The 25,313-nt window shown below is 67.7% G+C and carries 23 protein-coding genes; 9 read left to right on the top strand and 14 right to left on the bottom strand.

Annotation, left to right across the window (positions count from 1 at the left end; translation table 11 throughout):
• Positions 1-166 precede the first annotated feature (166 nt).
• The 3 genes from BLV57_RS29620 (at position 167) to BLV57_RS29610 (ending at position 4,994) form a co-directional block, all read left to right on the top strand.
• Positions 167-1,081, top strand: coding sequence for an NADP-dependent oxidoreductase (locus tag BLV57_RS29620; RefSeq protein ID WP_091294339.1), 915 nt, complete (start codon positions 167-169; stop codon positions 1,079-1,081).
• Positions 1,082-1,191: 110 nt separating this feature from the next.
• Entirely contained in the window at positions 1,192-2,940 is a 1,749-nt protein-coding gene (locus tag BLV57_RS29615; protein ID WP_091294337.1) for a lipoxygenase family protein, read from the top strand.
• Between the two features lie 149 nt (positions 2,941-3,089).
• Entirely contained in the window at positions 3,090-4,994 is a 1,905-nt protein-coding gene (locus tag BLV57_RS29610) for a S8 family serine peptidase (protein ID WP_091294335.1), read from the top strand.
• 44 nt (positions 4,995-5,038) lie between these two features.
• Here BLV57_RS29610 and BLV57_RS29605 read toward each other — a convergent pair whose 3' ends face one another.
• The 3 genes from BLV57_RS29605 to BLV57_RS29595 are packed head-to-tail and all read right to left on the bottom strand — an operon-like array spanning position 5,039 to position 6,086.
• Positions 5,039-5,671 (bottom strand): class I SAM-dependent methyltransferase, encoded by a 633-nt coding sequence (locus BLV57_RS29605; RefSeq protein WP_091294334.1) that lies wholly within the window; start codon positions 5,669-5,671, stop codon positions 5,039-5,041.
• 9 nt (positions 5,672-5,680) lie between these two features.
• Positions 5,681-5,878: a hypothetical protein gene (locus tag BLV57_RS29600; RefSeq protein ID WP_091294332.1), complete on the bottom strand. Its 198-nt coding sequence runs from the start codon at positions 5,876-5,878 to the stop codon at positions 5,681-5,683.
• On the bottom strand, positions 5,868-6,086 hold the full coding sequence (locus BLV57_RS29595; RefSeq protein WP_091294331.1) for a DUF6400 family protein: 219 nt from the start codon (positions 6,084-6,086) through the stop codon (positions 5,868-5,870). The genes BLV57_RS29600 and BLV57_RS29595 overlap by 11 nt, the downstream gene beginning before the upstream one ends.
• A gap of 83 nt (positions 6,087-6,169) precedes the next feature.
• On the opposite strand from BLV57_RS29595, the gene BLV57_RS29590 reads away from it, so the two are divergent.
• Positions 6,170-6,907: an SDR family oxidoreductase gene (locus tag BLV57_RS29590; RefSeq protein ID WP_091294329.1), complete on the top strand. Its 738-nt coding sequence runs from the start codon at positions 6,170-6,172 to the stop codon at positions 6,905-6,907.
• Between the two features lie 55 nt (positions 6,908-6,962).
• Here the strand turns inward: BLV57_RS29590 and BLV57_RS29585 are convergent, their stop codons facing one another.
• Positions 6,963-7,574: a TetR/AcrR family transcriptional regulator C-terminal domain-containing protein gene (locus BLV57_RS29585; protein WP_091294327.1), complete on the bottom strand. Its 612-nt coding sequence runs from the start codon at positions 7,572-7,574 to the stop codon at positions 6,963-6,965.
• An 80-nt stretch (positions 7,575-7,654) separates the two neighbouring features.
• Between BLV57_RS29585 and BLV57_RS29580 the strand changes: the two genes are divergently transcribed.
• Positions 7,655-8,074, top strand: a complete 420-nt coding sequence (locus BLV57_RS29580) for an ester cyclase (RefSeq protein ID WP_091294325.1) — start codon at positions 7,655-7,657, stop codon at positions 8,072-8,074.
• A gap of 63 nt (positions 8,075-8,137) precedes the next feature.
• Here the strand turns inward: BLV57_RS29580 and BLV57_RS29575 are convergent, their stop codons facing one another.
• The 3 genes from BLV57_RS29575 to BLV57_RS29565 form a co-directional block, all read right to left on the bottom strand.
• Positions 8,138-8,773: a DUF4360 domain-containing protein gene (locus BLV57_RS29575; RefSeq protein ID WP_091294323.1), complete on the bottom strand. Its 636-nt coding sequence runs from the start codon at positions 8,771-8,773 to the stop codon at positions 8,138-8,140.
• A gap of 116 nt (positions 8,774-8,889) precedes the next feature.
• Entirely contained in the window at positions 8,890-9,513 is a 624-nt protein-coding gene (locus tag BLV57_RS29570; RefSeq protein WP_091294322.1) for a DUF4360 domain-containing protein, read from the bottom strand.
• 197 nt (positions 9,514-9,710) lie between these two features.
• Positions 9,711-10,766: an SDR family oxidoreductase gene (locus BLV57_RS29565; RefSeq protein WP_091294320.1), complete on the bottom strand. Its 1,056-nt coding sequence runs from the start codon at positions 10,764-10,766 to the stop codon at positions 9,711-9,713.
• Between the two features lie 71 nt (positions 10,767-10,837).
• On the opposite strand from BLV57_RS29565, the gene BLV57_RS29560 reads away from it, so the two are divergent.
• A complete protein-coding gene (locus BLV57_RS29560) occupies positions 10,838-11,749 on the top strand; it encodes a LysR family transcriptional regulator (RefSeq protein ID WP_091295044.1) in 912 nt (303 codons plus the stop codon).
• On the opposite strand, the gene BLV57_RS29555 is transcribed toward BLV57_RS29560, so the two are convergent.
• On the bottom strand, positions 11,736-13,130 hold the full coding sequence (locus tag BLV57_RS29555; RefSeq protein WP_091294318.1) for a peptide ABC transporter substrate-binding protein: 1,395 nt from the start codon (positions 13,128-13,130) through the stop codon (positions 11,736-11,738). The two genes, BLV57_RS29560 and BLV57_RS29555, sit on opposite strands and share 14 nt — an antisense overlap.
• A gap of 93 nt (positions 13,131-13,223) precedes the next feature.
• Between BLV57_RS29555 and BLV57_RS29550 the strand changes: the two genes are divergently transcribed.
• Positions 13,224-14,537, top strand: a complete 1,314-nt coding sequence (locus BLV57_RS29550; RefSeq protein WP_091294316.1) for an LVIVD repeat-containing protein — start codon at positions 13,224-13,226, stop codon at positions 14,535-14,537.
• A 114-nt stretch (positions 14,538-14,651) separates the two neighbouring features.
• Here the strand turns inward: BLV57_RS29550 and BLV57_RS29545 are convergent, their stop codons facing one another.
• The 5 genes from BLV57_RS29545 to BLV57_RS29525 all read right to left on the bottom strand — a co-directional run bounded on the left by BLV57_RS29545 (position 14,652) and on the right by BLV57_RS29525 (position 20,460).
• The gene (locus BLV57_RS29545) at positions 14,652-16,226 is read right to left on the bottom strand and encodes a glycoside hydrolase family 13 protein (RefSeq protein ID WP_091294315.1); all 1,575 of its coding nucleotides are present in this window, start codon (positions 16,224-16,226) and stop codon (positions 14,652-14,654) included.
• Between the two features lie 9 nt (positions 16,227-16,235).
• On the bottom strand, positions 16,236-17,090 hold the full coding sequence (locus tag BLV57_RS29540) for a carbohydrate ABC transporter permease (protein WP_091294313.1): 855 nt from the start codon (positions 17,088-17,090) through the stop codon (positions 16,236-16,238).
• Positions 17,087-18,034 (bottom strand): carbohydrate ABC transporter permease, encoded by a 948-nt coding sequence (locus BLV57_RS29535; RefSeq protein WP_091294311.1) that lies wholly within the window; start codon positions 18,032-18,034, stop codon positions 17,087-17,089. The genes BLV57_RS29540 and BLV57_RS29535 overlap by 4 nt, the downstream gene beginning before the upstream one ends.
• Complete coding sequence (locus BLV57_RS29530) at positions 18,012-19,373, bottom strand: ABC transporter substrate-binding protein (RefSeq protein WP_091294309.1); 1,362 nt, start codon at positions 19,371-19,373, stop codon at positions 18,012-18,014. The genes BLV57_RS29535 and BLV57_RS29530 overlap by 23 nt, the downstream gene beginning before the upstream one ends.
• A gap of 88 nt (positions 19,374-19,461) precedes the next feature.
• Positions 19,462-20,460 carry a LacI family DNA-binding transcriptional regulator gene (locus BLV57_RS29525; protein WP_091294308.1) on the bottom strand — a complete coding sequence of 333 codons (999 nt, stop codon included), beginning with the start codon at positions 20,458-20,460 and terminating at the stop codon, positions 19,462-19,464.
• A gap of 180 nt (positions 20,461-20,640) precedes the next feature.
• Here BLV57_RS29525 and BLV57_RS29520 point away from each other — a divergent pair, with 180 nt between their 5' ends.
• Both BLV57_RS29520 and BLV57_RS29515 read left to right on the top strand, forming a co-directional pair.
• Complete coding sequence (locus BLV57_RS29520; protein ID WP_091294306.1) at positions 20,641-22,143, top strand: alpha/beta hydrolase; 1,503 nt, start codon at positions 20,641-20,643, stop codon at positions 22,141-22,143.
• Positions 22,144-22,213: 70 nt separating this feature from the next.
• Positions 22,214-23,692, top strand: coding sequence for an alpha/beta hydrolase (locus BLV57_RS29515; RefSeq protein ID WP_091294305.1), 1,479 nt, complete (start codon positions 22,214-22,216; stop codon positions 23,690-23,692).
• A gap of 54 nt (positions 23,693-23,746) precedes the next feature.
• On the opposite strand, the gene BLV57_RS29510 is transcribed toward BLV57_RS29515, so the two are convergent.
• Positions 23,747-25,313, bottom strand: a 1,567-nt coding sequence (locus BLV57_RS29510; RefSeq protein WP_143047177.1) for a discoidin domain-containing protein, incomplete at its 5' end; no start/stop codon positions are given.

Raw genomic sequence — 25,313 nt, 5'->3', positions numbered from 1 at the left:
GCCGTTTGCGTCGTCTAACGCCGCGAAACGCACTCACCCCGTCCCGAACAACGCGGGGGTCGTGAGTGGCATGGCCGGTTCTAACCGGCCTAAACACTCACGACTCGCTTGACCTCGACTTTGCTTGAGGTACCAGGCTCGTTGGCAGTCAACGAGGAGGTATCGCATGAAGGTCGCAGGGTTCACCGAGGCGGGCTCGCCCGAGGTGTTGCGGGTGCTCGAGGTCGAGGACCCGCACCCCGGAGCGGGCGAGGTCCGGGTCAGAGTCAAAGCCGCGGGCGTGCAGCCGTACGACGCCGCCGTGCGCGCCGGGTGGGAGCCGCCGGGCGCCGACCTGCGGTGGCCGCGGGTGCCCGGGAACGAGTTCGCCGGGGTCGTCGACGAGGTCGGCGAGGGCGTCACCCGCGTGCGGACCAACGACGAGGTGCTCGGGTTCACCCAGCTCGGGGCTTACGCCGAGTACGTTGTCGTGCCGCAAGAGCACGTGACCGCCAAGCCCGCGGACATGCCGTGGGAGGTCGCGGGCGGGTTCACCGCCGGGACGCAAACCGCGCATATCGCGCTGGAAGTGCTCGAAATCGGCAAAAGCGACACGATCTTGATTCATGCGGCCGCTGGATCAGTCGGGACCGCGGCCGTTCAGCTCGCCACGCTCCAAGGCGCGCGGGTCGTCGGGACCGCGAGCGAGGCCAATCAGGACTATGTGCGCTCGCTCGGCGCGACCCCGGTCGTGTACGGCGATGGGCTGCTCGAGCGGGTGAAGCGGGCCGCGCCGCAGGGGATCGACGCGGTACTTGACGGAGCCGGGGGCGTCGCGCTGGAGCTTTCGCTGGAGCTGGTCGACGATCGGAGCCGGATTCTCACGCTTGTCGAGCATGACAAGGCAGCCGCGCTCGGCGTGCGGGTCTCGAAGAGCGGGCGGTCGGCTGAACGGCTGGCCGAGCTCGCGGCGCTCTACGCGAAGGGAGACCTGAGGTTCCATGTTCGCAGGACGTATCCGCTGAGCCGGGCGGCCGAGGCGCATCGTGAGATCGAGACCGGGCATGGGCGGGGTAAGGCCGTGATCGACTTCACGTCTTGAATTAAGTGATACTGATAAGTGAATAAGATTCGACTAAATATATGAGATGCGCCAGTGACATGTAGCAGATCTGCGATTAGGCTGCCGTTCCACTAGAGGTGGAGGCAGCCTTGACCGAGTACCTGATCTCCCAGCACGACGGGCGCGCCGACCGTGCCGAGCAGCTGGCGGCCGTGCGCGCGGGGTACACCTACAACCTGGAGTTCGGGTTCCCGGTGGCCGCGGGCATGCGCGAGGAGGACGCGCCGGAGCGCCCGTGGCAGCTCAAGGCGCTGGAGACGCAGGAAAAGGTCCGGCTGAATCTGCGGGTGCTCAAACGCCGTGGCCAGTGGAACTTCGTCAACGACCTCCAGCCGCTCGCGCCGTTGCGGCTGGCCGAAATGGTCAAGCAGGACGACATCGCCGGGCTCGTCGACTACTTCATGCCGGTCCCTGGCGGCACGAAGCGGCTCGACCCGGCGAAGACGCTCAAGGAGTTCCAGGACGTCTTCGCGCTGCTGAAGCCGCCGGAGGCGGTCGGCTGGTTCGAATCGGACGAGTACTTCGCGGAGAACTTCGTCGCCGGGCCGGACCCGACGAGGCTCGTCCGGCTCGACGAGGTGCCGGGTAAGTTTCCGCTCACCTCCGACCATCTCGCCGCCGTGCCGGAGCTCGCGGGCGAGGACCTGGCCGCCGCCATCGCGGCGAAACGGGTTTATTGGGTGGATTATCAGGCCATGTCCGCTTTGGACAATGGTAGGCATCCACAGGCGCCGAAGTACATGTACGCGCCTATGGTGGCGTTCGCGGTGCCCCGTGCCGGCGGGGCACTGCGTCCGTTCGCGATCCAATGTGGACAGGATCCGGCCGGTCGCGACATCTACACCCCGCTCGACGGCTACTCGTGGAAGCTCGCCAAGAACTGCGTGCTCGCCGCGCACAACACCTACCACGAAGTGCTGACCCATCTGGGCTTCACGCACCTGGTCAGCGAGGCGGTGCTGCTCGCGGCCGTGCGCAACCTCGCCGCGAACCACCCGGTCTCGATCCTGCTCAAGCGGCATTTCGAGGGCACGATGTCGATCAACAAGCTCGCCGTCGAGCTGCTGATCCAGCCGGGCAAGGCCGTCGAGTACCTGATCGGCTCCGACCTCAAGAGCACCTACCCGTGGCTCGCGAAGCACCGGCTCGAGTTCTCGTTCCGGGGCAATTACCTGCCGAACAAGCTCGCGCGTTCCGGTGTGGACAGTCTCGCGACGCTGCCGCATCACCCGTACCGCGACGACGGCTTGCTGGTGTGGAACGCGATCCAGCGCTGGGTCGGCGAGTTCGTCGCCGGGTACTACAAGTCCGACGCCGAGGTGCTCGCCGACCATGAACTCCAGGGCTGGGCCGCGGAGGCCGCCTCGCCGACCGGCGGGCACATCACGGACTTCGGGGCGACGCCAGGCCAGATCGCCGATCGCCAGGATCTGGTTGAAATATTGACAATGGTCATCTGGATCGCGGGCCCGCAGCACGCGGTCGTCAATTTCGCGCAGAAGGACCATATGTCCTTTCTGCCCGCGAATCCGCTCGCGGGCTATGCCGAAGAGCCGCGCGGCCGTGACCATACCGAAGCCGATTGGCTCGCCCATCTCCCGCCGCTTGACGTCGCGGTCCAGCAATTCTGCGTGATGACATTCCTGGGTTCGGTGCACCACACGCTGCTGGGCGACTACGAGGACGACTTCCGTCGTACGCCGATTGCCGTAGCGCAGCGGGGTTTTCTCAGCGACTTGGCGGCCGCCGAGGACGAGATCGCTCAGCGCAACCGCAGACGGGCTCACTCGTACGAGTATCTGAAACCTTCTCAGATTCCTAATAGCACCAATATTTAACAAAGACCAGCCCCGTTCGAGGCGGCATATCAGCATCTGGGCATGGATCATCTTCCAGACTTTGGTTGGTGTTCATCTCACTGGCTGCTCCTTACATTTCCCTCACTACACCCTGTCAGGGGTCCCTCAAGTGAGTGATGGAGTAGCTCATGCGCAGATTCAACCGAGTCGCCTTGTACTCGGTTCCGGTTGCGGTCGGAGCGCTGTTGCTTTCAGCCAGCGTTTCCGTGGCCCAACCGTCCGCCGCGGATCAAGACGCAGCCCGCACTGATGCCGGAATCGGTGCGCTGCAAGGAATCAAGCAGTCCCTCACGGCCGCCGAACGCAAGCAGTCCAGCGCGCTCGTCGTCGAGAAGCGCCTGCGCCAGGACCAGAACCTCGCGCGTAAGCTCCCGGACTACCGCACCGACCTCAAGACCAGCGGCGACAAGGTCTCCGTCGACATCAAGGCCACTGTGGATGGTGCGCTGCTCAGCGCCGTCACCGCGGCCGGTGGCACGGTGAAGGACGCGCAGGCCGACTCGATCCGCGCCGAGCTGCCGCTCGCCGCCGTCGACAAGATCGCCGACCGCGCGCAGGTCGCCTCGGTGAAGCCTGCCGCGCAGGCCATCACCTGGACCGAATCCGCCCCGCAGGACCGCCGTCAGCAGGCCGCCAAGCAGGCCATCGCCGCCGCGACCGTGTCCGAAGGGGACAAGGCGCACGGCGCCGACACCGCGCGCACCAAGTACGGTGTGAGCGGCAAGGGCATCAAGGTCTGCGTGCTCTCCGACGGCATCGACTCGCTCAAGAAGTCCCAGGACGCCGGCGAACTCCCCGCCGTGGACGTGCTCCCCGGCCAGGCGGGCAGCGGTGACGAGGGCACCGCGATGCTGGAGCTGGTCCACGACCTGGCGCCCGACGCGACGCTCGGCTACGCGACCGCGTTCACCAGCGAGGCCAGCTTCGCGGCCAACATCCGCGCGCTGCGCACCACCGGCAAGTGCAACGTGATCGTCGACGACGTCGCCTACTTCGACGAGTCGCCGTTCCAGGACGGCCCGGTCGCGCAGGCGGTCAACGACGTCACCGCCGCTGGCGTGCTCTACTTCTCCTCCGCCGGCAACTCGGGCAACAAGACCGACGGCACCAGCGGATACTGGGAAGGCGACTTCGTCAGCTCCGGCAAGAAGATCAGCGGCAAGTCCGGTATCGCGCACGACTTCGACCCCGGCTCGGCCACCCAGATCTACAACCCGCTGTCGGCCGGTTCGCTCAAGAAGCCGGTGACGCTGTTCTGGTCCGACCCGTGGGGCAAGTCGGCCAACGACTACGACCTGTTCATCCTGAACTCGTCCGGCAACGTCGTGGCGTCCAGTGAGGACACTCAGAACGGCAGCCAGAACCCGTACGAGATCGCGAGCGTGCCGAGCACCGGCTCCGGCTACCGGGTCGCGGTCGTCAAGTACAGCGGCGCCGACCGGTTCCTCGCGCTCAACGTGATCCGCGGTCGTTTTGTCGACTCCGGCACGCTGAAAGGCTTCAGCACCAACGGCGTGACCTCGGGTCACTCGTCGGCGGCCAACGCGTTCAGCGTCGCGGCGGCCCCGGCGGCCACCGCGTTCGGCCGCCCGCTGGAGACCGGTGACCCGGCGAACCCGGCCGGTCCGTACCCCGGCCTGTTCACCGCGGCCAGCAAGACCGAGCGGTTCTCGTCCGACGGCCTGCGCCGCCAGTTCTACACGGCGGCCGGTGCGGCGATCACGCCCGGCAACTTCTCCGCCACCGGCGGGGCGGTCCGGCAGAAGCCCGACATCACCGCGGCCGACGGCACGGCCACCACGGTGACCGGGTTCCAGCCGTTCTTCGGCACCTCGGCGGCGGCCCCGCACGCGGCGGCCATCGCGGCACTGCTGCTGTCGGGCAAGCCGACGGCGACCCCGGCGCAGATCCGCTCCGCGCTGATCGCCAGCGCGATCGACATCGGCGCACCGGGTGTCGACTCGGTGACCGGCAACGGCGTGATCATGGCCGGACCGGCGCTCGCCGCACTGGGCGTGCCCGCGGTCAACTGACGCACGAGGGGTTACTGAAGGCCGTCACCGCGAGGTGGCGGCCTTCAGTGCTTTTTGACGCAGGCCAAGAGATGGAACGGGAACCGCCCGGTCGGGACCCGGACGCGCTCGTCGAGTACCAGGCCGGCTTCGGCGAGCAGCCCGATGACCTCGTCGGTCTCGCGGATCCGGAACCCTTGCTCGGTGAAACCCTGCTTGCGCATGCCCTCCGGGTCGCCGATGCCGACGACGATCTTGCCGCCGTCCTTGAGCACCCGCGCGAGTTCACGGAACGCCGACGAGACGTCTTCGATGAAATAGATGGTGTTGCAGGTGATCGCGCCGTCGAGTGACGCGTCGGGCAGCGGAAGTTCGGTCAGTGAAGCGGAATGCAGCTTCAGCCGGGTGTCGCCGCGATGCCTGGCGCGTGCGCTGTCGAGCATCGTCTCGGAGATGTCGGCGCCGTGCACCGTCCCTTGTGGACCGACCTTCGCGAGCAGCAGCTTGAGGCCGAAGCCGCCGCCGAAGCCGAAATCGGCCACGGTCTCACCGCCGGTGAGCCGGAGCGCGTCGACCGCGCCGGTGACCGGCTTGGCGTTGCCGCGGTTGAGCAGCGCGCCGACGATCTTGCCGGGTAAGCCGCTGGGATGGCCGAGTTGCTTCGCCACGCCCGCCTTGAAGCCGTCAAGAAGTCCCATGCTGCGACATTATGCGGATTTCCGGGTGTCGTGGCTCCACAAGTGGGTGCAGCTCGGGCACTGCAGGTGCAGCACGGTCGCGCGGTTCGCCAGCAGGAACTGCCAGTGCTCGGTGCAGTTGCCCTCATGGCAGTCGGTGCCGTGCGCGCAGTTCGGGCAGGGGAGCCAGGCGCGGCGGCCGGGGTCCGCGGTGGGGTCAAGCGGCATCGCGGTCCTCCCTCCTCGGGAGCACGCCTGCCTCGACCAGGTCGTCGTAAATGGCTTGCTGCTCGGCGTCGAGGCCGGAGAACAGCAACGCGTAGGCCGCCTCTTCCTCGCGCAACGCCGTCACCGGGTCCCAGTCTGGGCCCAGCGCTTTGAGCACCTCGGCGCGTCGCCGCAGCTCATCGGCGGTCAGGTCGAAAGAGAACTCCATAACCGCCAGAGTGAAGAAGCGGGCAAGGTGATCGCAATGGCGAGAGGCGAGACCTTCGCCATACCGAGACGGAGAGGATACGTATGACTACGGAGGGTCGCACCGCGGTCGTGACCGGCGCGGGTTCGGGGCTCGGCAGGCGGATCTCACGGGCACTGCTCGAGGCCGGCTACCAGGTCGCGCTCGCCGGGCGCCGGGAGGACGCGCTGCGCGAGACGGCTTCCGAGGGCGCGCTCGTCGTGCCGACCGACGTGACCGACGAGGTTTCGGTCGAGGCGCTGTTCGACACCGTGCGTGCCACGTGGGGGCGGCTGGACCTGCTGGTCAACAACGCGGGCCTGTCCGTCTGGGGGATGCCGGACGAGCTGCCGGTCGAGGACTGGCGGCGGACGGTCGACACGAACCTGACCGGCTCGTTCCTGTGCGCGCGGCAGGCGTTCCGGCTGATGCGGGCGCAGTCTCCGCAGGGCGGGCGGATCATCAACAACGGCTCGATCTCCGCGACCAGCCCGCGGCCGGGCAGCATCGCGTACACCGCGACCAAGCACGCGATCACCGGCCTGACCAAGTCGCTCTCGCTGGACGGGCGGCCGTTCGGCATCGCGTGCGGCCAGATCGACATCGGCAACGCGGCCACGGAGATGACCGAGAAGATGTCCCACGGCGTGCCCCAGGCCGACGGCACCCTCAAGGTCGAGCCCACCTTCGACGCCCGGCACGTCGCCGACGCCGTCCTCTACATGGCGGGCCTGCCGCTGGACGCGAACGTCCAGTTCCTGACGATCACGGCGACGACCATGCCCTTCATCGGCCGCGGCTGAAACCCCGAAAGTGGCTTTCGTCAGATGCCATCTGACGAAAGCCACTTTCGGGGTTTCACGAGGGGTGGGCGAGGGCTCGGATGAGGAGGTCGAGGCCGTGGTCGAACTCGTGGGCGTGGTCGTAGGCGGCGAGGGTGGGGGAGGCGGCGGCGACCAGGGGGTATTCGGTGGCGTCGATGGGTGAGGCGTAGGGGGAGATGGCGACGCCGCCGAGCGCGGGGGTGGTCTCGGCTTCGCGCATGAGGGCGCCGGTGACGTAGGCGACGATCGCGCGCAGGGCGTGGACGGCGTCGGCGCCGTGGTAGCCCGCCTCGGCGAGGGTGGCCAGCGCGCGTTCGACCGGGCGCAGGCCGCTTTCGGTGCCCAGGCGCCGCAATGCCAGCAGGACGAAGGCGTGGGGGTAGCGGCGGGAGAGGTCGCGCAGCGCGTGGGCCTGGGTGCGGAGCTGGTCGCGCCAATCGCCGGAGGAGGCCGGGGTGTCGAGCTCGGCGAAGACGCGCTCGCTGACCGCGTCGAGGAGCGCGGCCTTGTTCGGGATGTGGTTGTAGAGGGACATCGTGCCCGCGTCGAGCTCGGCCGCGAGTTTGCGCATGGAGACGGCGTCGAGGCCGTCGCGCTCGATGAGCTTGATGGCCGCGTCGACGATGCGGTCCCTGGTGAGCGCCACTGAACTTCCTCCCTTGACTTACGTACAGTGTACGTGCCACCGTCGTACGTACGGTGTACGTGTCACGAAGGAGTGCGGAAATGAGCAGGGAACGCCGGGAAGCGATCGTCCGGGAGCACATGGAGTCGGAGAACGTGCACGCGTTCGACGTCACGCTCGGGACCTTCGAGCACCCGCGGTACGAGCTGATCCCGACCGGGCAGGTCTTCGACGGCGCGGAGGAGGTCTCCGCCTATTACGAGAAGACCCGCGGCGCGTTCCCGGATCAGCGCAACGAGCTGATCTCGTTGCGGCATGCCGACGACGCCGTGATCGTCGAGTTCGACCTGCTGGGCACGCACAAGGGGAGCTTCATGGGCGAGGAGCCGACGGGCCGGGAGTTCCGGTGCCGGATGACCGCTTTCTTCCTTTTCGAGGAGGACCGGCTCGTCTGCGAACGGGTCTACTACGACGTGGCCACAATTCTCACCCAGCTCGGGCTCGCGTCCCAGGTAGCGTGAACGAAGTCGAGGGGTGGGGTTCCGTCTAGGACACGGAACCCCACCCCTCGACGTGCTCGCCCCCTAAACGCCGGGGCAGGTCTTCCAGGCGAAGTGATACGTGGTGGCGATGTTGCCGTCGGTCGAGTCCATGGTCATGAAACTCGTCTTCTTGGGGTCCGAGGTGCCCACGTCCACGCGCAGCTCGGTGTTGATGTTGAAGTTGCGCCGCTCGCCACAGGGTGAGTAGACGATCGCCGCGACCTCGGTGGTGTCGGTGGCCTGCCAGTCATCGGCCAGTGGTCCGTTGTAGACGTGGCTGGTGTAAGCCGTCGGGGACATTCCCTGGAAGTAGTAGTTCGCCTTCTCCGTTCCCTTCGCGCCCTTCATCAGGCTGGCGAAACCGCGGTAGTCGGCCGACGCGATCCCGTAGGTGAAGCCCTGTGGCACATTCACCTTGAGATTGAGCTGGCAGTTCTTCCGCATGTCGGTCGGTTTGGTCCCGGCGCCCGCCTGCGCCAGGAAGTCGCTGTAGGTGACAGTGAACGCCTTGTTGTCGGGCGAGACCGCTACGGCCGAGGTTCCGAGTGGGCATCCGGAACCGTTGACCGTCACGATCTCGATGGTGATGTGATCCGGCGGCGGAGTGGTGCCGGGGGCGCCACCGGGAGGAATGATGATTGTCGATGCTAATAGGGCAGCGGAGAGCGTGCTGATCATAGAGACGCCTTTCCGACGAAATATTCGGTGATTCGACGGCGGTGATCAACCGTAACCTTTATTTATTACACCCGCGTACCGCTAAATGGAGTATGGATCTTGACTGTTATATTTCTTTACGGACAGGTCTTCCAGGAGAAGTGGTAGATGGTGTTGACGCCGCCATCGATGGAGTCCATTGTCATGAAGCTGGTGGGCGCATCCGCTTTCGCTATTACACGAACTTCGGCATTGACATTGAAGATGCGCTTTTCACCGCAGGGCTGGTAAACGATTTCAGAGACCTCGGTGGTGTCGGTGGCCTGCCAGTTGTCGTCCGAGGGGCCGTAGAAGGTGTGGGTGCGGCTGCCGGTGGCGGAATGCCCTTGGAAGTAGTAGCTGGCCTTCTGCACGCCGGTCGCGTTGCGCTTGAGGTTGGCGTATCCGCGGTAGTCGGCGGACGCGATCCCGTAGGTGAAGCCTTGCGGGATGTTGATACGCAACCCGAGCTGGCAGTTCTTGCGGAAGTCGGTCGCGGCGGTGCCCTGGCCCGCCTGGGCGAGGAAATCGCTGTAGGTGACGGTGAACGCGGAGTTGTCGGGGGAAACGGCGACGGCGGCGGTGCCTGGTCTGCAACCGGAGCCGTTGACGGTCACGACGTCCACGGTGATTCTGTCGGGTGGGGTGCTATCCGCGGCGGCCGCGGATACCGGGGAAATGAGAGACAACGCCATGGCGGCAGCAGAAATAGCGCTGATCATGGATGGTCCTTCCGACGTGCGTCCAAAGCGGGGTCGACGGCGGTGCCAAAGCGTAGCGTAATAATCGCAAACCGGGCCACCGCTGAACGGGGGAAGGAAAAACTTCTATGACGCAGCGTGAAATCGTGGCTTCCATTCATAAGAAGGCGTCATAAAATTCGTCGAATTCCCGATGCCCGGGAAATTCTAAGCAACGGTCATGGGATGATCCGCGACCGCTGGAGGTCATCGAAAAGATCATGGAACATTTGCGTGGTGTCGACGTATTCGTGGAAACCGAATCGCCGCGCCTTCGATCCGTCGGCGAACATGTCGTAGTCCCAGGAGAAAACGAAGTCGGCGAATCCCCAGGCCGAGACCTCGTCGTAGTCATGGCCGAGGCCATAACGCCGCGCCATAGCGGACCACAATGCCGCCTTGTCCCCCATCGCATCCGTCAATGACATCGGCAGCGGCGGCGCGACCTCGAGACCGAAGTGCGCGCCGAGCTTCGGCCACAGCTCACTCCATCGGAACAGGTCACCGTTAGTGATGTTGAAGGCCTGGTTCGCGCACCGCGGCTCGGTCGCCGCCCACACGATCGCCTTGGCCAGTAATCCCGCATCGGTCATTTCCAGCAGCGCGTCATACGCGCCCGGCTTGCCGGGGAACCGCATCGGGATCCCGAGTTCGGCGCAGATCGACGCGTACACGGCGATCGACAGCACCAGGTTCATCGGGTTTCCGAGCGCGACCCCGCCGACCACGGACGGCCGGATGGCCGACCACGACCACGCCTTGCCCGCCTGCCGCGCCTCGAGGAACCGCTGCTGGTCCACATTGAACTCCGGCGGCATATGCCCGGCGTCGTCTTCGCGGGCCGGCGTCTTGAACGGGCCGAGGTGCGCGCCGTAGACCTTGTACCCCTGCATCAGGCTGACGTGTTCGAGCCCGGCCGCGACCGGCTCGATCGCGTCGACCACGTTCGTCAGCATCGCCAGGTTCGGCGCGACGAGTTCCGCCCAGCTCGGGCGTTCTTGATAAGCCGCGTAGAAGACATGCGTGACCTCGGTCAGCGACGCGAGCTTCGCAGCGGTGTCGCCGGCGTCGAGCAGGTCGACGGCCACGTACCGGACCCGCTCCGAAGGCTCCCCGCCGCGTCGTGAGAGCCCGATGATTTCCCAGTCGCCGAGTCCGGCGAGGTGCTCGATGAGGTTGCGGCCGATGACCCCGTTCGCGCCCGCCACCAGCGCGACCTTGCGTTCTGTTCCCATACCGACGATCTTGGGCGGGCCAAACACATTAGTCCAAGGCATCTTCTTCACCGTTGGCATAAGCTGTGTTCATGGCAAGCCTGCGGCAGCTGGAGTACCTGGTCACGGTGGTCGACGAGGGCTCGTTCACCAAGGCGGCCGAGGTGCTGCACGTGACCCAGCCCGCGCTCTCGCACCAGATGCGGGCACTGGAACGCAGCGTCGGCGGCCCGCTGCTGGAACGCCTGCCCCGCGCGATCCGGCTGACCCCGATGGGCCGCGCCATGCTTCCGCACGCCCGCGCCGCGCTCGCCGACGCCGAACGCGCCCGCTGCGCCGCGCGCCAGGCGTCCGGCCTCGAACACGGCGAACTGCAGATCGCCACGGTGTATTCGGTGAGTCTCGGCGTGCTGCCGCCCGCACTGCGCGCGTGGCGCCGCGAGCGGCCCGGCGTCGACATCCGCCTGTTCGAGTACCGCCACGCCGACGAACTGCGCGACGCCATGCTCGCCGGTGAGGCCGACATCGCGGTCGGCCCGCCGCCGCAGGCCTGGGACGGTCCGATGTGGACACTCGGGATCGAGGAGTTCGTCGTGGTGCTGCCCGCCGACGGCGCGACCGAAGGCGACGACGGCACGGTCGACCTCGCGACACTCGCCGACTGCGCGTGGGTGCACTACGCGCCGGGCAACGGCCTCGCCGAAATCGTCGACCAGGCCTGCGGCGCGGCCGGTTTCCGCCCGAACGCGGCGGTCCGGACCGAGCAGTCCGCCACCGCGCCGATCCTCGCCGCCGCCGGGCTCGGCCCAGCGCTGGTGCCCGCCAACGTCATCCCGCCCCGCTTCGACGGCCGCGTCCTGCTGCCCAAGGAACCGATCCGGCGCGAACTCGCCGCCTATGCGCGCGCTGGCGCGGACCCGGTGACCGCCGGTTTCGTCGAGGTGCTGCGCGAGAAGGCCTGCGTGCTACCCGCGCACGTGAAGAAGCTGCTCAGCCACGACTGAACGAGGTCAGGTCGACTCCGGTCAGCGGGTTCGCTTTCACGCCGCTCACTTTGAGCGGCCAGACCGCGTGCCCGTGCCCGGACCACAGCGGCGCGACGGGAAGGTCGCGCAGCAGCTGGTTTTCGGCGAGCCGGTACAGCGGCTGGCTCTCGGCCGCCGGCGCCGCGTCGGCCGTGGCCAGCAGCTCCGCGAACCCAGCGTCGGTGTAGCCCGCGGCCTTCGCCAGCGCGGCGAGAGGCTCGTGCGGACTGACCGTGAGCAGCTCGAGTGTCACCACCGACGGCCCGTCACCCGGTTTCACCCCCACTCCGACACCCAGTGTGGTTTGCAGCTGGGTGGCCAGGATCGACGCCCAGTGCCCGCCCCCGTCGAGGGTGGTCGCACCGGTGAAACCCGACTGCTTCAGCAGATTCTTGGCGGCGGCCGGATCGTAGGTGCAGGGGCGGCAGGTCCCGGAGCGTTCGCCGGGAGCGGCCGCGGGAGGCAGCAGCGAGCGCGCCGGATCCACCTGGTGGTCCAGCGGTCCGGCTTCCAGCGAGTCCCGGTCGACGGCCATGGCGAACGCGTGCCGCACCGTGGCGTCGGCGAACCGGCCCTGCGCGGGGAACTTCAGGTAGGTCGCTCCCGGCAGCGCCCACATCGCATGCGGCCCGGCGTGCATCGCGTCGTGCCGCGAGCCCGGCACCGTGGTCGCCAGGTCGATCGCGCCCGATTTGGCTTGGTCGTACTGGGTTTCCGGATCGAGCTCCTTGAGCTTGATCTTGCCGGTGCCCGCCACCTTCACCAGCTCACCGCCGTGATTCCAGCGAGCCGCCAGCTTGAACGGGCCGTTGCCGACCGGGTTCAGCGCGAATCCCGCCCAGTCCTTCGACTTCAGGACGCTTTCGGGCAGCGGATACAACGCCTGTGAGGCGAGTAGCGCCGGGACTTGCCCGAACGGGTGATGCAGCACGATCTTGATCGTCGCCGGGTCGGTCGCGGTGATCTCCTTGGCGGGCAGCATCTCGGAGATGACGGACGCTCCAGGCCACACGCCCTGCGACAGCCTCAGCTCATGCCAGGTGTCCAGATAGGACTGGGCGGTGACGGGGGTGCCGTCGTGGAACGTGCCTGGCCGGAGCTTGACCGTCCAGGTCACCTGATCGTCGCTGGTCACGGACTCGGCGGCGGCAGGAGTCGTCTTGCCGGTCGCTGGGTCGTAGCCGACGAGCGGGGTCCACAGTGCGGCCGCGACCATCCGTGCGGTCTGGTCGCGCAGTTCGGCGGGCAGCAGGCTCGACGTCGCGCCGACGCCCACGGTCGGCACGCCGGGCTCCGGCGGTGTCGCGGTGGAGCAACCGGTCAGTACGAGCGCGGTGGCGAGCAGGGCGGCGAGTCGCATGGGCTGTTCCTACCAGTTGGGTTCCGACCAACGTCTGTTGTTTCCCGCGAAAGTCCGTCCTAGGGTCGAATTGATCATCCTGGGAGGTTTGTCGTGCGCGCGTTCCGTACGGGTCTGGTCCTGCTCACCACCGCGGTCACGCTGGTCGCCACCGGCCTGCCCGCCGCGGCCTGCGATCGCGACGAAAAGCCGCAAACCCCGTCCGCCCGTGCGCAAGGCGCGCCCGGCGCGGTCAAGAACGTCCAGGCCGTCGGCAATCTGCCCGACGCGGCGGGCGCGATCTCGCTGAACTTCCTGTCGATCGGGCGCCGGGACGTCATGGTCGTCTCCGGCGAGTTCGGCCTGAAGTCCTACGACCTGGCGAATCCCGCCGCGCCCAAGCTGCTCGGCACGCTGAGCCTGCCCGGGCTGTGGGAGACCGAGGACACCGAGGTCGACCCCGAGCGCAACCTCATCTTCCTCTCCCGCGACCCGCGCGCGTTCGGGGGCACCACGCATACCGGCGAATCGGGCATTTACGTCGTCGACGTGTCACGGCCGGAGAAGCCGGAGATCCTGAGCTACGTGAAGGTGCCCGCCGGGCACACCACGAGCTGCGTCGACGGCTGCCGCTACCTGTGGACCGGCGGCCCGGCGAAGGCCGACAACATGCCCGCGGACTGGGGCGGCCGCCCGATCTGGGTCACCGACGTGCGCAACCCGCGTAAGCCGGTCGTCAACCCGAACCCGATCGAACTCGCTCGCAACGACGGCAAGACCGACTACGTGCACGACGTCCAGGTCGACGCCGAGGGCATCGCGTGGGTGTCCGGGCGCGGTGGCGTTCGCGGGTACTGGACTACCGGCACGCACCGCGACCCGGTCGCGGGCGGCGTCCGCCGGGCGACCGCGCTGAAGCCGATTCCCTATGCGGGCGGTGGGATCAGCGAGACGGCGGCGCCGTCGAAGTTCATGCACAACAGCCTGCGGCCGGTCGGCCCGCGCGGACGCTTCGGTCAGCTGCTGTACGCGACCGAGGAGAGCTTCGTCGACGGGTGCGCCGGTGACGGCGTGCTGACGATCTCGTCGCTCGACGGGTCTTACGGCGGCGAGGGCTGGCGCTCGACGCCGGACAAGCCGTTCCGGCTCAAGAGCGTGGGCACATGGAGCGTTGCGGGCCAGGAGGGGAGTGACCCGACCTCGGCCGACTGCTCGGCGCACTACTTCGACCTGCGCGGGAACGTGCTCGTGCAGTCGTTCTACGAGCAGGGCACGCGGTTCCTCGACGTCAGCGACCCGACGAACCCGACGCAGATCGCGTACTTCCGGCCAGCGGACGCCGCGGCGTGGGCGCCGTACTTCCACCGCGGGTACGTGTACGTCGCCGACAACAAGCGCGGCGTGGACATCCTCAAGCCCCAGGTCTGAAACGGGATAAAGCGGGCTTTACTCCAGACCGGGATAAAGCCCGCTTTACTCCAGACTGGGATAAAGCGGGCTTTATCCCGGGAAAAGCGTCCGGGATAAAGCCCGCTTTATCCGTCAGCCGCGGAGCCAGACGGCGGTGTCGGCGGGGAGGCGGCCATCCACCAAGGGCCCGCTGGCCAGCAGGACCTCGCCGGTGATGTCGACGGGGGCGCCGGAAAGGTTGACCACGCACGAGAACTCGGCCGAGCGCCGGAACGCCAGCACCTCCGGCCCCGACGGCAGCCACTCGATCGAGCCGTCGCCCAGTTCCGCCCCGCGCAGCCGCAAAGCCGCCCGGTACAGCGAAAGCACCGACTCGGGATCCGCTGACTGGGTGGCGACCGTGTAACGCGACCACTCCGCGGGCTGCGGCAGCCACGACGACTCCCCGAAGCCGAACGGCGGCTCCGAGCCGGACCACGGCATCGGCACCCGGCAGCCGTCACGGCCGGGATCGGCGCCCTGGGTCCGCGCGAACACCGGGTCCTGCCGCAGCTCGTCCGGGATGTCCTCGATCTCCCACAGCCCCAGCTCTTCGCCTTCGTAGACGTAGACCCCGCCAGGCAGCGCCATCGCCAGCAGCGCGGCCGCGCGGGCCCGCCGGGTGCCCGTGGCGAGGTCGACCGGCGTCCCGTGCAGCCGGTCCGCGAAGCTGAACCCGGTGTCGCCGGACCGGCCGTACCGGGTCACCGGTCTCGTCACGTCGTGGTTCGACAGCACCCACGCCGCGGGCGCGCCGACCTCCTGATGCGCCGCCAGCGTGCGCGTGATGACGTCACGGAACCGCGACGCGTCCCACGGGCACACCAGGAAGTCGAAGTTGAACGCCGAATGCAGTTCGTCGCGCCGCAGGTACCGCGCGGCGCGGCCCATGTCCGGCAGCCACATCTCGGCGACGAGCACGCGCTCGCCCGCGTAGCTGTCCGCGATCTTGCGCCACGACCGGTAGATGTCGTGCAGCCCGTCGAGATCGGAGAACGGCGAAAACCCTGCCACCGCGGCGAGATCGGGCAGCGACGGATCCTTCACCAGGCCGTCGGCGACGTCGATGCGGAAGCCGTCGACGCCGCGGTCGAACCAGAATCGCAGTATGTCCTCGAACTCCGCCCTGATCTCCGCGTTCTCCCAGTTGAAGTCCGGCTGGCGCGAGCTGTAGAGATGCAGGTACCACTCCCCGTCGGGCACCCGCGTCCACGCCGACCCGCCGAACCGCGACGGCCAGTCGTTCGGTGGCTCGGAACCATCGGGGCCACGCCCCGGCCGGAACCAGAACCGTTCCCGCTCAGGCGATCCCGGCCCCGCGGCCAGCGCGGCCTGGAACCAGCGGTGCTCGTCCGAGCAGTGATTCGGGACGATGTCGATGATCACCCGCAGGCCCAGCGCGTGCGCCTCGGTGATCAGCGCCTCCGCCTCGGCGAGCGTGCCGAACGCGGGCTCGATGTCGCGGAAGTCGGCGACGTCGTAGCCGCCGTCGTCCATCGGCGACGGGTACCACGGGGTGAACCAGATCGCGTCTATGCCCAGCTCCGCCAGGTACGGCAGCCGCGAGCGCACGCCGGCGAGATCGCCGACGCCGTCGCCGTTCCCGTCGGCGAAGCTGCGGATGTAGACCTGGTAGATGGCGGAACCACGCCACCAAGAGTCGGTCACTTGCCCCTCCTATCCTTTGAGACTGCCTGCGGTGAGCCCGGCGAGAATGTGGCGCTGGAAGGCCAGGAACAGCAGGACCATCGGCACACTGGCCAGCACGAGCCCGGCGACGAGCAGGTTCAGCGGCATGTCGATGGCCACCCGCTGCAGCATCACGCTCAACGTCTGCTTCCCGCTGTCGGGGAAGACCAGCAGCGGCCAGATGAAGTCCTTCCACGCGGTGACCACCGCGAAGATCGACACCACGGCGAGGATCGGGCGCGACATCGGCAGCACGATCCTGACCATGATCCGCACCGGGCCGGCGCCGTCGATCGTGGCCGCCTCGACGATCTCGTCCGGTATCTGGTCGAAAAACCGTTTGAGCAGATAGATGTTGAACGCGTTCGCCGCCGCGGGCAGCCAGATCGCGGCGGGGGAGTTGAGCAGCCCGAGGTCCGCGACGGTCACGTAGGTCGGCACCAGCAGCGCGGCGGCGGGCAGCATCAGCGTCGCCAGCATCAGGCCGAGCACGAGGTTGCCGAGCTTGGGCCGCAGCTTCGAGAGCGCGTACGCGGCAGGCACGTCGACGGCGAGCTGCACCAGCCACGCGCCGCCCGCCACCACGATGGTGTTGAGGAAGTACTTGCCCAGGTCCATTTCCTTCCAGGACTGGACATAGGTCTCCGGATGCCACTGCTCTGGCACGAGCGTCGGCGGCACCTTCGCGAGTTCGGCCGACGACTTCATCGCGCCGGTCACGGCCCAGTACAAGGGAAACAGGAACGCGATCGTGAACAGCACCAGCGTCAGCACGAGCACGACCCAGTAGATGGTCTTGCCCCTGCGGCTGCGCATCTGCGACGGCGAGATCAGAGTCCTCACGAGGCCTCCTTGGTCAGCCGGACGTACGCGGCGGAGAACACGCCGAGCGCCACGAACAGCAGCACGCTCATCGCGCTGGCCGAGCCGAAGTCGTTGTACACGAACGCGTACCGGTACAGCAGGAGCAGCACGGTGACGGTCGAGTCGTCCGGCCCGCCGCCGGTCATCACGTACGGCTCGGTGAACACCTGCATGGTCGCGACCACCTGCAGCAGCAACAGCACCAGCAGCACGAACCGCGTCTGCGGGAACGTGACGTGCCGCAGCCGTTTCCACATCCCCGCGCCGTCGAGCTCGGCGGCTTCGTAGAGCTCACCGGGAATCGTCTGCAGCGCCGCGAGGTAGATCAGCGTCGTGCTGCCCATATTGGCCCAAGTGGACACGAAGACCAGCGAAAGCATGGCCGTGGTGCTGGAATCCAGCCACTGCGAGGTCGGCAGGCCGACCGCGTCCAGTCCCTGGTTGAACAGACCGGAACCCGGGTCGTAGAACCACTTCCACATCAGCGCGGTGACCACCGGCGGCAGCATCACCGGCAAGTAGACGATCAGCCGGAAGTACGCCTTCGCGTGGCGGAGCTCGTTGAGCAGCACCGCCGTCAGGAACGGCACGAAGAACCCGAACACCAGCGCCAGCCCGGTGAACAGCAACGTGTTGCGCCAGGCGACACCGAACAGCGGATCCTCGAACAGCTTCGAGAAGTTCCCGAAACCGACCCACGACGGGGCGTTGACGAAGTCGACCTGCTGGAAGCTGAGCAGCACCCCGCGCACGATCGGGTACCAGGAGAACACGGCGAAGCATGCCAGCGCGGCGCACAGCAACCCGTACGCCGTCAGGTTCTCCTTGATCTTGCGCCGCAGTCGCAGGTTCGCGGAGGGGCGAGCGGCCCGCGGGGAAACCGCGGGCCGCTCAAGGACGCTACTTGACCTGGGCGAGGACACTGTTGACCTTGGACTCGGCCGAAGCGAGCAGCTGATCGATGTTGGCGTCCTTGTCGGTCAGCACCGCCTGCATGACACTGTCCAGCGCGGCGTAGATCTGCTGCGCGTTGGGCGGCTCGATGCTGCCCTTGATCTTGGTCGCGGTGTCCATATAGGACTTGTAGTTCGCCGCGGGCACGTTCTGGTACTTGAGCTTGACCTGTTCCTGCTGCTCACGCACCGCGCCCTGCCAGATGTCCGGGGTGGGCGGCGCGGGCAGGCCGACCGGCTGCTTGCCGTCGGCGAAGGTCTTCACGTACGGGTCGAAGCGGTCCGGGTTGAGGAACTTCCACTGGATCCAGGTGAGCCCAGCCTTGATCTTCTCGGGCGACGCCTTCGGGTTGACCATGTACCCCTCGCCGCCGAGGAGCGTGCCCTGGCCTCCGGGGATCCCGGCGAGGCCGTAGTCCTCGTATTTGCCGTTGAACTGCTTGACCAGCACCGGGACGTTGTCGGGGGCGGCCATGTACATGCCGAGCTGGCCCGCGCCCATCATGCGCTGCACGTCCTGCGCCTCGAGCAGCTGCTTGCTGCCCATGGAGTCGTCCTCCCAGCGCATCTGGCGCAGGTAGTTCAGCGCGGCCTTGCCCTTGTCGTTGTTGAAGTCGGCCTTCCACGCGTCGCCGTCCTTGCGCGCGATCTGGCCGCCGAGCGAGTAGAGCCAGCTGGTCAGGTGCCAGCCGCCCTGGTTGTTCTTGCTGTAGTCGGCGTATCCGACGGTGCCGTTGCCGAGTCCGGCGATCTTCTTCGCGGCCGCGCGGACCTCTTCCCAGGTCTTCGGCGGGTTGTCCGGGTCGAGCCCGGCCTTGGTGAACAACGGGCGGCTGTAGATCAGGCCCATCGAGTAGTTGGCCGTCGGGAGGCCGTAGAGCTTGCCGTTCGCGTCACGGAAGTTGTCCAGCAATTGCGGCTGGATATCGTTGATGTGCGGGAGGGTCTTCGCCACTTCCGTGATGTCCGCGGCCTGCCGACGCGCGATGATCTGCGCGGGGTCGGTGAAGTAGACGTAGTACACGTCCTCGAGCTGCCCGCCGGCCAGCTTCGCCGAGAACGTCTTCGGGTCCATGAACCCTTCGTGCGGCTCGAGATCTATGTCGGGGTGCGACGCCTCGAACTCGGCCACATCCTTGTCGAACACTTGCCGCTCAAAGGCTTGCGTCTGCGGCGGCTGCCCGGTGATGGTGACTTTGACCTTGCCCCCGGCGGCTTTCTGCTCGGTGCCGGACGAGCAGGCGGTGGCTGTCGCGAGACACGCGACAGCCGCCACTACCAGGGTTCTGCGGATACGAAGGCTCTGCATGGGTGCCTCTTCTCGCGGTACAGAGTGATGGCAATCACCCTAAAGTGTCCGAGCAGAACACCGCAAGAGTTGGACGAGATTTCGCAAGTTATGGACAGCGAGCAGTCGACCCCCGCACGACGAGCTCGGGCGCGAAGAGCAGCTCTTCGGCCGCGACCGATCCGCCATTCGTCTGCTTGACCAGTAGTTCGACGGCCGCGCGGCCCATCGCCTCGATCGGCTGGCGGGTCGTCGTCAGCGGCGGGTCGGTGCAGTTCATCAGCGCGGAATCGTCGTAACCGACTACCGAGACGTCGTCCGGCACTGAAAGTCCTTGCCGTCGCGCGGCACGGACGGCGCCGAGCGCGAGCGGGTCGCTGGCGCACAGCACGGCCGTGACCCCGCGCGGCAGCAAGCGCGCCGTCGCGGCGTGCCCGCCCTCGATGGAGAACATGCCGTGCTCGACGTACTCGTCCGAAAGCCCCGCCTTCGCGACGCAGGTCTTGAACGTCGCGAGCTTGCGCCGGGACGGGATGTGGTCCGGCGGGCCGAGCACCAGCCCGATCTTCTGGTGGCCGAGGGAGGTCAGGTGCCCGACCGCCTGCTCGACCGCCACCACGTCGTCGCACGACACCTGGGGCAGGCCGAGATGCTCGACGGCCGCGTTGATCAGCACCGTCGGGATCTTGCGCTCGACGAGGCGGTGATAGTGCGTGTGCACCGCGTCGGCCTGCGCGAACAGCCCACCGGCGAAGACCACACCGGACACGTGCTGGTCCAGCAGCATCTCGACGTACTCGGCCTCGGACACCCCGCCCGCCGTGCGGGTGCACAGCACCGGGGTGAAGCCCTGCTGGGCGAGCGCGTTGCCCATGATCTCGGCGAACGCGGGGAAGATAGGGTTCTGGAGTTCGGGCAGCACGAGCCCGACCAGCCGCGCGCGCTCGCCGCGCAGCTGGGTCGGCCGTTCGTAGCCCATCACGTCCAGCGCGGTGAGAACGGCGGTGCGGGTGCTGTCGGAGACCCCGGATCGGCCGTTGAGCACCCGGCTGACAGTGGCCTCGCTGACCCCGACCTTGCGGGCCACTTCGGCAAGTCGACGCGTCATGACCGTAATTATGCGGCAAACTTGCGCAAGAATCGAGCGCGTACTTGCGCGTGTCTGCGGTTAGTCCTTAAGAACTAGGTCTCAGGTTCTAAGGGAGCCCCTTAGCGCAGCTGAGTGACTTCGTGGCGCGGCCCCGGCGAAGCCCGATAGGAAGGGAATATCTCGACAGGGGAGAAATTCATGCGAAAACGCCTTATGGCATTGGGAATTTGCGCGCTCACCTTCAGCTCGGTACTCGGGGCGACCACCGCGAACGCCGCCCCGGCACTGAACTGGCAGCCGTGCCAGGGACTGCCGCTGGAATGCGCCACGCTCACCGTCCCGCTCGACTACCGGAATCCCGGCGGCGCCAAGCTTGACGTGGCCGTCTCCCGGCTGAAGAGCACCAACCCGAAGGCGCGCCGCGGCGTGCTGCTGCTCAACCCTGGCGGGCCCGGCGGTCCCGGCCTCGACCTGCCGCTGGCGATCGCGCAGCTCGCGCCGACCAGCCTGACCGACGCTTACGACCTCATCGGCTTCGACCCGCGCGGCACCGGCAAGAGCTCGCCGGTCTCGTGCGCGCTGACGCCGGCGCAGCTGTCGGACGCGACCAAGGTGATCCCGTACCCGGCGCCGGACGGGGACATCTCCGGGAACGTCGCCTACGCCAAGCAGGTGGCGAAGCAGTGCCACGAGAAGTCCGGCGCCGTGCTGCCGTTCATCACCTCGCAGAACACCGCGCGTGACATGGACGGCATCCGCGCCGCCTTGGGCGAGAAGAAGATCTCGTACCTGGGCTATTCGTACGGAAGCTATCTGGGCGCGGTGTACACGACCCTGTTCCCGGCCCAGTCCGACCGGATCGTGCTGGACAGCGTCGTCGACCCGCGTGACGTGTGGCGGACGGTCTGGCAGCACTGGGGTCCGTCGAACGAGGAGCGGTTCGAGGACTTCGCGAAGTGGGCCGCCGTGCGTGACCCGAGCTACGGGCTCGGCGCTACACCGGCCGCGGTCCGTGCCACGTACCTGGACCTCACCGCCAAGCTGGACAAGGCGCCGCTGGGCTGGTTCGACGGCAACACCGCCCGTGCGCTGGTGCGCGGCGCGCTGTACGACGATCGCGGCTTCGCGACCATGGCCAAGCAGCTCCAGGCGCTCAAGGGCGGTGTCGCGCCGCCGCAGCCGGGCGACCCCGGTGACGAGGGCCAGTCCTCGCTCGCCACGTTGTGGGGAGTCGCCTGCGGTGACGCCGCATGGCCGGGTGCGGTCCCGCGGTACCAGCGTGACGTGCTCGCGGACAAGCAGCGTTACCCGATCACCGCCGGCATGCCGTCCAACGTCTGGCCGTGCACGTTCTGGCCTGCCAAGCCGATCGAGCCGGCACTGCGGATCGGTGACCGCGGGCCGTCGAACGTGCTGCTGACGCAGAACCTGCGTGACCCGGCCACGCCGCTGGTCGGCGCGAAGGCCATGCGCGCGGCGCTGGGCGACCGGGCTCGGCTGGTCACGGCCGACGCCGGCGGCCACGGCGCGTACCTGTTCCAGGAGAACGCCTGCCTGACCAACGCGACGACGACGTTCCTGGTCAACGGGACGTTCCCGGTGCGCGACATCCGCTGCGGTACGCAGCTGACCAAGTCCGCCGCCGACCCGGCGCGGGAGAAGGTCGTGCGGGACATCCAGAACAAGCAGTTCCCGCTGTAAAAGCGGTCGTGGGTGGTTATGTCCAGGTCTGTCCGTTCATAACCACCCACGACTCGTGTAGGCATATCCCATGCGTAACCGCTTGATCGCAGGACTGGTGTCCGCGCTGACCACCGTCGCGCTACTGACACCGGTCACTGCCCACGCCGAAACCCCGTCACTGGACTGGAAACCTTGCGGGTCGCTGGAATGCGCGACGCTCAAGGTCCCGCTGGACTACCGCAAGCCCGGCGGCCCCACGCTCGAAGTGGCGATCTCCAGGCTGAAGAGCGGTAATCCGGGCGCGCGCCGCGGCGTGCTGCTGCTCAACCCCGGCGGGCCGGGCGGTTCCGGGCTGGACATGCCGCTGATGATCGCCCAGCTCGCGCCGCCGAGTGTGACCGCCGCGTACGACCTGATCGGCTTCGACCCGCGCGGCGCCGGAAGCAGCTCGCGCATCACCTGCGCGCTGACGCCCGACCAGCTGCGTCCCGGCAAGACGATCCCGTATCCGGCTCCGGACGGGGACATCTCCGCGAACGTCGCCTACGCCAAGCAGGTGGCCCAGCAGTGCGGAGAGCACGCGGGCCCGGTGCTGCCGTATCTCACGACGCTCAACACCGCGCGGGACATGGACCGGATCCGGCTGGCGCTCGGCGAACGCAAGATTTCCTACCTGGGCGGGTCGTACGGCTCGTATCTCGGCGCGGTCTACACGACGCTGTTCCCGGCGCAGTCCGACCGGATCCTGCTGGACAGCATCAGCAACCCCGACGGGATCTGGCGCCCGGCCTTCCGGCAGTGGGCCCCGGCCGCGGAGACGCGCTTCGACGATTTCGCGACCTGGGCCGCCGCGCGTGATGCGGAGTACGGGCTTGGCTCGTCGGCCGCCGCGGTGCGTGCGACGTACTTCGAGCTGGTCGGGAAGCTCGACGCGACGCCGCAGGGCGGCAACGACTTCCGTGAGCAGACGCGCGCCGGGCTGTACAGCGACGCGAACTTCGTGCCGATGGCCCAGCAGTGGCGGGCGCTCAAGCGCGGGGAGGTGACCGTCTCGGGTGGACCGGCCGGTGATCCGCAGTCGTTCTACGCAGTGTTCTGGTCGGTCGTCTGCGGCGACACGGCGTGGCCGCGTTCCATCGCCCAGCATCAGCGGGACGTGCTCGTCGACAAGTGGCGGTACCCGCTGACCAACGGCGGGCCGTCGACGGTGTTCCCGTGTGTCTACTGGCCGTCCAAGCCGATCGAGCCGCCGCTGCGGATCACGGACCGCGGGCCGTCGAACGTGCTGCTGACCCAGAACACGCGTGATCCGGCGACGCCGATCGCGGGCGCCCGCGCGATGCGCGCCGCTCTGGGCGACCGCGCCCGCCTGGTCACGGCAGAGCAGGGCGGACACGGCGCGTACCTGCTGACGCCCAACGCCTGTGTCTCGCGCATCGCGACCGCGTTCCTGGTCGACGGCGTCCAGCCCGCCACCGACGTCCACTGTGGACCCGAGCTGACCGCCTCGGACACCGCCCGCGATCAGACCGTCCGCGAAGTCCAAGCCCGGCAGTTCCCGCTGTAAGGGGTCGTGAGTGGTATGGCCGGTTAGAACCGGTCATACCACTCACGACCTTTTCTAGGCGTAGACCTCGAATTCGGCGGCTTGGCCTGCGGGCCAGCCCGTGTTGCCGGTGATGTTCAGCCTCAGGAAGCGCTGGGTGGTCGCGCCGAACGTCAGCGTCGCCGTGTTGCCGGAAGCCGGGTCGAAGGTGACCCCGCGCGAGCCGACGAGCGTCGAATATCCGCCGCCGTCAACGGATCCCAGCACCGAAAGCGTTTGCGTGCGCGTGCCCCACGCCGAGGACGGCGGCAGCTTCAGCACCACCTTGCTCACCGAGGTCGCGTTGCCCAGGTCCACGGTCAGCGTCTGCGGGAATGCTCCGTTGGCGCTCTCCCAGTACGTGTTCGCGTTGCCGTCGACGGCGTTGCTCGCCGGGTACCCACCCACGGAGCTGCTCGCGGACGCGGGCCGCCCCTTCGCGAGGTTGCCGGTCGGCTGCGGGTTGCCCGTGTTCGGCTGCGGCCAGGTCGAGCAGTCCGACCAGGTGCCGGTCCACCCGGAGTTCCCCGAGCCGCTGAACGACATCGGGCTGAGGTTCGTCGGGTAAGGACAGTTGTACGTCCCTGTCACGCCGACGCCGGACGCGCTCAGATTGCTGATGCTCACCGAGCCCTGCGTCTGCGCCTGCACCACGAAAGTCCCGGCGCCCTGCACGGTCACCCCGTTGACATTGACGCCCTGGATGACCTTCCCCTGCCCGTTGCCGTCGATGAACTGCAAGGCCTCGTAAGGACTTTCGAGCGCACGCAGGTTCGTGACGTTGATCTGCACGCCCGTGATCGCCTGCTCGCGCGCGTCGAACCACACCGCGCCGACGCCGAACTGCCAGTTCGGGTCGAGCGCGCCCGCGCGCAAGGTCGTGTTGTCGGCGAGCGTGATCGTCCCGGCCAGCGGAACGGACTGGAACCGGTTCGCCACGGTGATCCCGCCGCCGAGCGCGTTGGTGTCGCGCACCAGGTTGCCGCGCACCGAGTTGTCGCGCCCGCCGTACAGCGCGATGCCGTTGGCCAGGTTCGGCTGGACCACGGTGTTGCCGACGATCGAGTTCCCGGCGTCGGCGATCCCGTTGGACCACAGCGCGAGCCCGTCGTCGCCGGTATTGCGCAGGTAGTTGTTGCGGATGGTCGAATTGGTGACGTTGCTGTCGAAGTTGACGCCGTCCGCCATCGTGTCGAGTATCCGGTTGTTCTCGATGGTCAGATTGCTCGTGGCGCCGTTCATCAGCCACAGCCCGCACTTGGTGTTCTGGATCCACAGCCCGGACACGACCGAGCCCGCGCCGAGCACGCCGTGGAACGCGTTCTCCGGCTGATCGTCGCGCCGTTCGGTGACGTCACCGAACACGGCGAAGTCGTACAGCCGGATGTTCCCGCCGACCTGGCCGTCGTTCTTGAACACGTTGTTGCCATGGAGGATCGTGTGCCACGCGCCCGCGCCGCGGACCGTGGTCTGGTCGATGCCCAGCGCCGACCCGATCTCGAACCGGCCCGGCGGCACCCACAGTTCCTTGCCCTGCGCTCGCGCGGCACTGAGCCCGGTGCGGAACGCGGCCGAGTCGTCGGAGGCGTCGTTCGCGGTGGCG

The sequence above is a fragment of the Amycolatopsis xylanica genome (genome assembly GCF_900107045.1).
GTDB classification, from domain to species: Bacteria; Actinomycetota; Actinomycetes; order Mycobacteriales; family Pseudonocardiaceae; genus Amycolatopsis; species Amycolatopsis xylanica.
This window is presented reverse-complemented; position numbering and strand designations above follow the sequence as displayed.

Bases quoted from the DNA above. Each gene is read 5' to 3' on its own strand.
- BLV57_RS29525 (WP_091294308.1), bottom strand. From the start codon at position 20,460: ATGACGCGTCGACTTGCCGAAGTGGCCCGCAAGGTCGGGGTCAGCGAG.
- BLV57_RS29595 (WP_091294331.1), bottom strand. From the start codon at position 6,086: ATGGAGTTCTCTTTCGACCTGACCGCCGATGAGCTGCGGCGACGCGCC.
- BLV57_RS29620 (WP_091294339.1), top strand. From the start codon at position 167: ATGAAGGTCGCAGGGTTCACCGAGGCGGGCTCGCCCGAGGTGTTGCGG.
- BLV57_RS29590 (WP_091294329.1), top strand. From the start codon at position 6,170: ATGACTACGGAGGGTCGCACCGCGGTCGTGACCGGCGCGGGTTCGGGG.
- BLV57_RS29520 (WP_091294306.1), top strand. From the start codon at position 20,641: ATGCGAAAACGCCTTATGGCATTGGGAATTTGCGCGCTCACCTTCAGC.
- BLV57_RS29530 (WP_091294309.1), bottom strand. From the start codon at position 19,373: ATGCAGAGCCTTCGTATCCGCAGAACCCTGGTAGTGGCGGCTGTCGCG.
- BLV57_RS29515 (WP_091294305.1), top strand. From the start codon at position 22,214: ATGCGTAACCGCTTGATCGCAGGACTGGTGTCCGCGCTGACCACCGTC.
- BLV57_RS29555 (WP_091294318.1), bottom strand. From the start codon at position 13,130: ATGCGACTCGCCGCCCTGCTCGCCACCGCGCTCGTACTGACCGGTTGC.
- BLV57_RS29600 (WP_091294332.1), bottom strand. From the start codon at position 5,878: ATGCCGCTTGACCCCACCGCGGACCCCGGCCGCCGCGCCTGGCTCCCC.
- BLV57_RS29580 (WP_091294325.1), top strand. From the start codon at position 7,655: ATGAGCAGGGAACGCCGGGAAGCGATCGTCCGGGAGCACATGGAGTCG.
- BLV57_RS29575 (WP_091294323.1), bottom strand. From the start codon at position 8,773: ATGATCAGCACGCTCTCCGCTGCCCTATTAGCATCGACAATCATCATT.
- BLV57_RS29560 (WP_091295044.1), top strand. From the start codon at position 10,838: ATGGCAAGCCTGCGGCAGCTGGAGTACCTGGTCACGGTGGTCGACGAG.
- BLV57_RS29610 (WP_091294335.1), top strand. From the start codon at position 3,090: ATGCGCAGATTCAACCGAGTCGCCTTGTACTCGGTTCCGGTTGCGGTC.
- BLV57_RS29605 (WP_091294334.1), bottom strand. From the start codon at position 5,671: ATGGGACTTCTTGACGGCTTCAAGGCGGGCGTGGCGAAGCAACTCGGC.
- BLV57_RS29570 (WP_091294322.1), bottom strand. From the start codon at position 9,513: ATGATCAGCGCTATTTCTGCTGCCGCCATGGCGTTGTCTCTCATTTCC.
- BLV57_RS29565 (WP_091294320.1), bottom strand. From the start codon at position 10,766: ATGGGAACAGAACGCAAGGTCGCGCTGGTGGCGGGCGCGAACGGGGTC.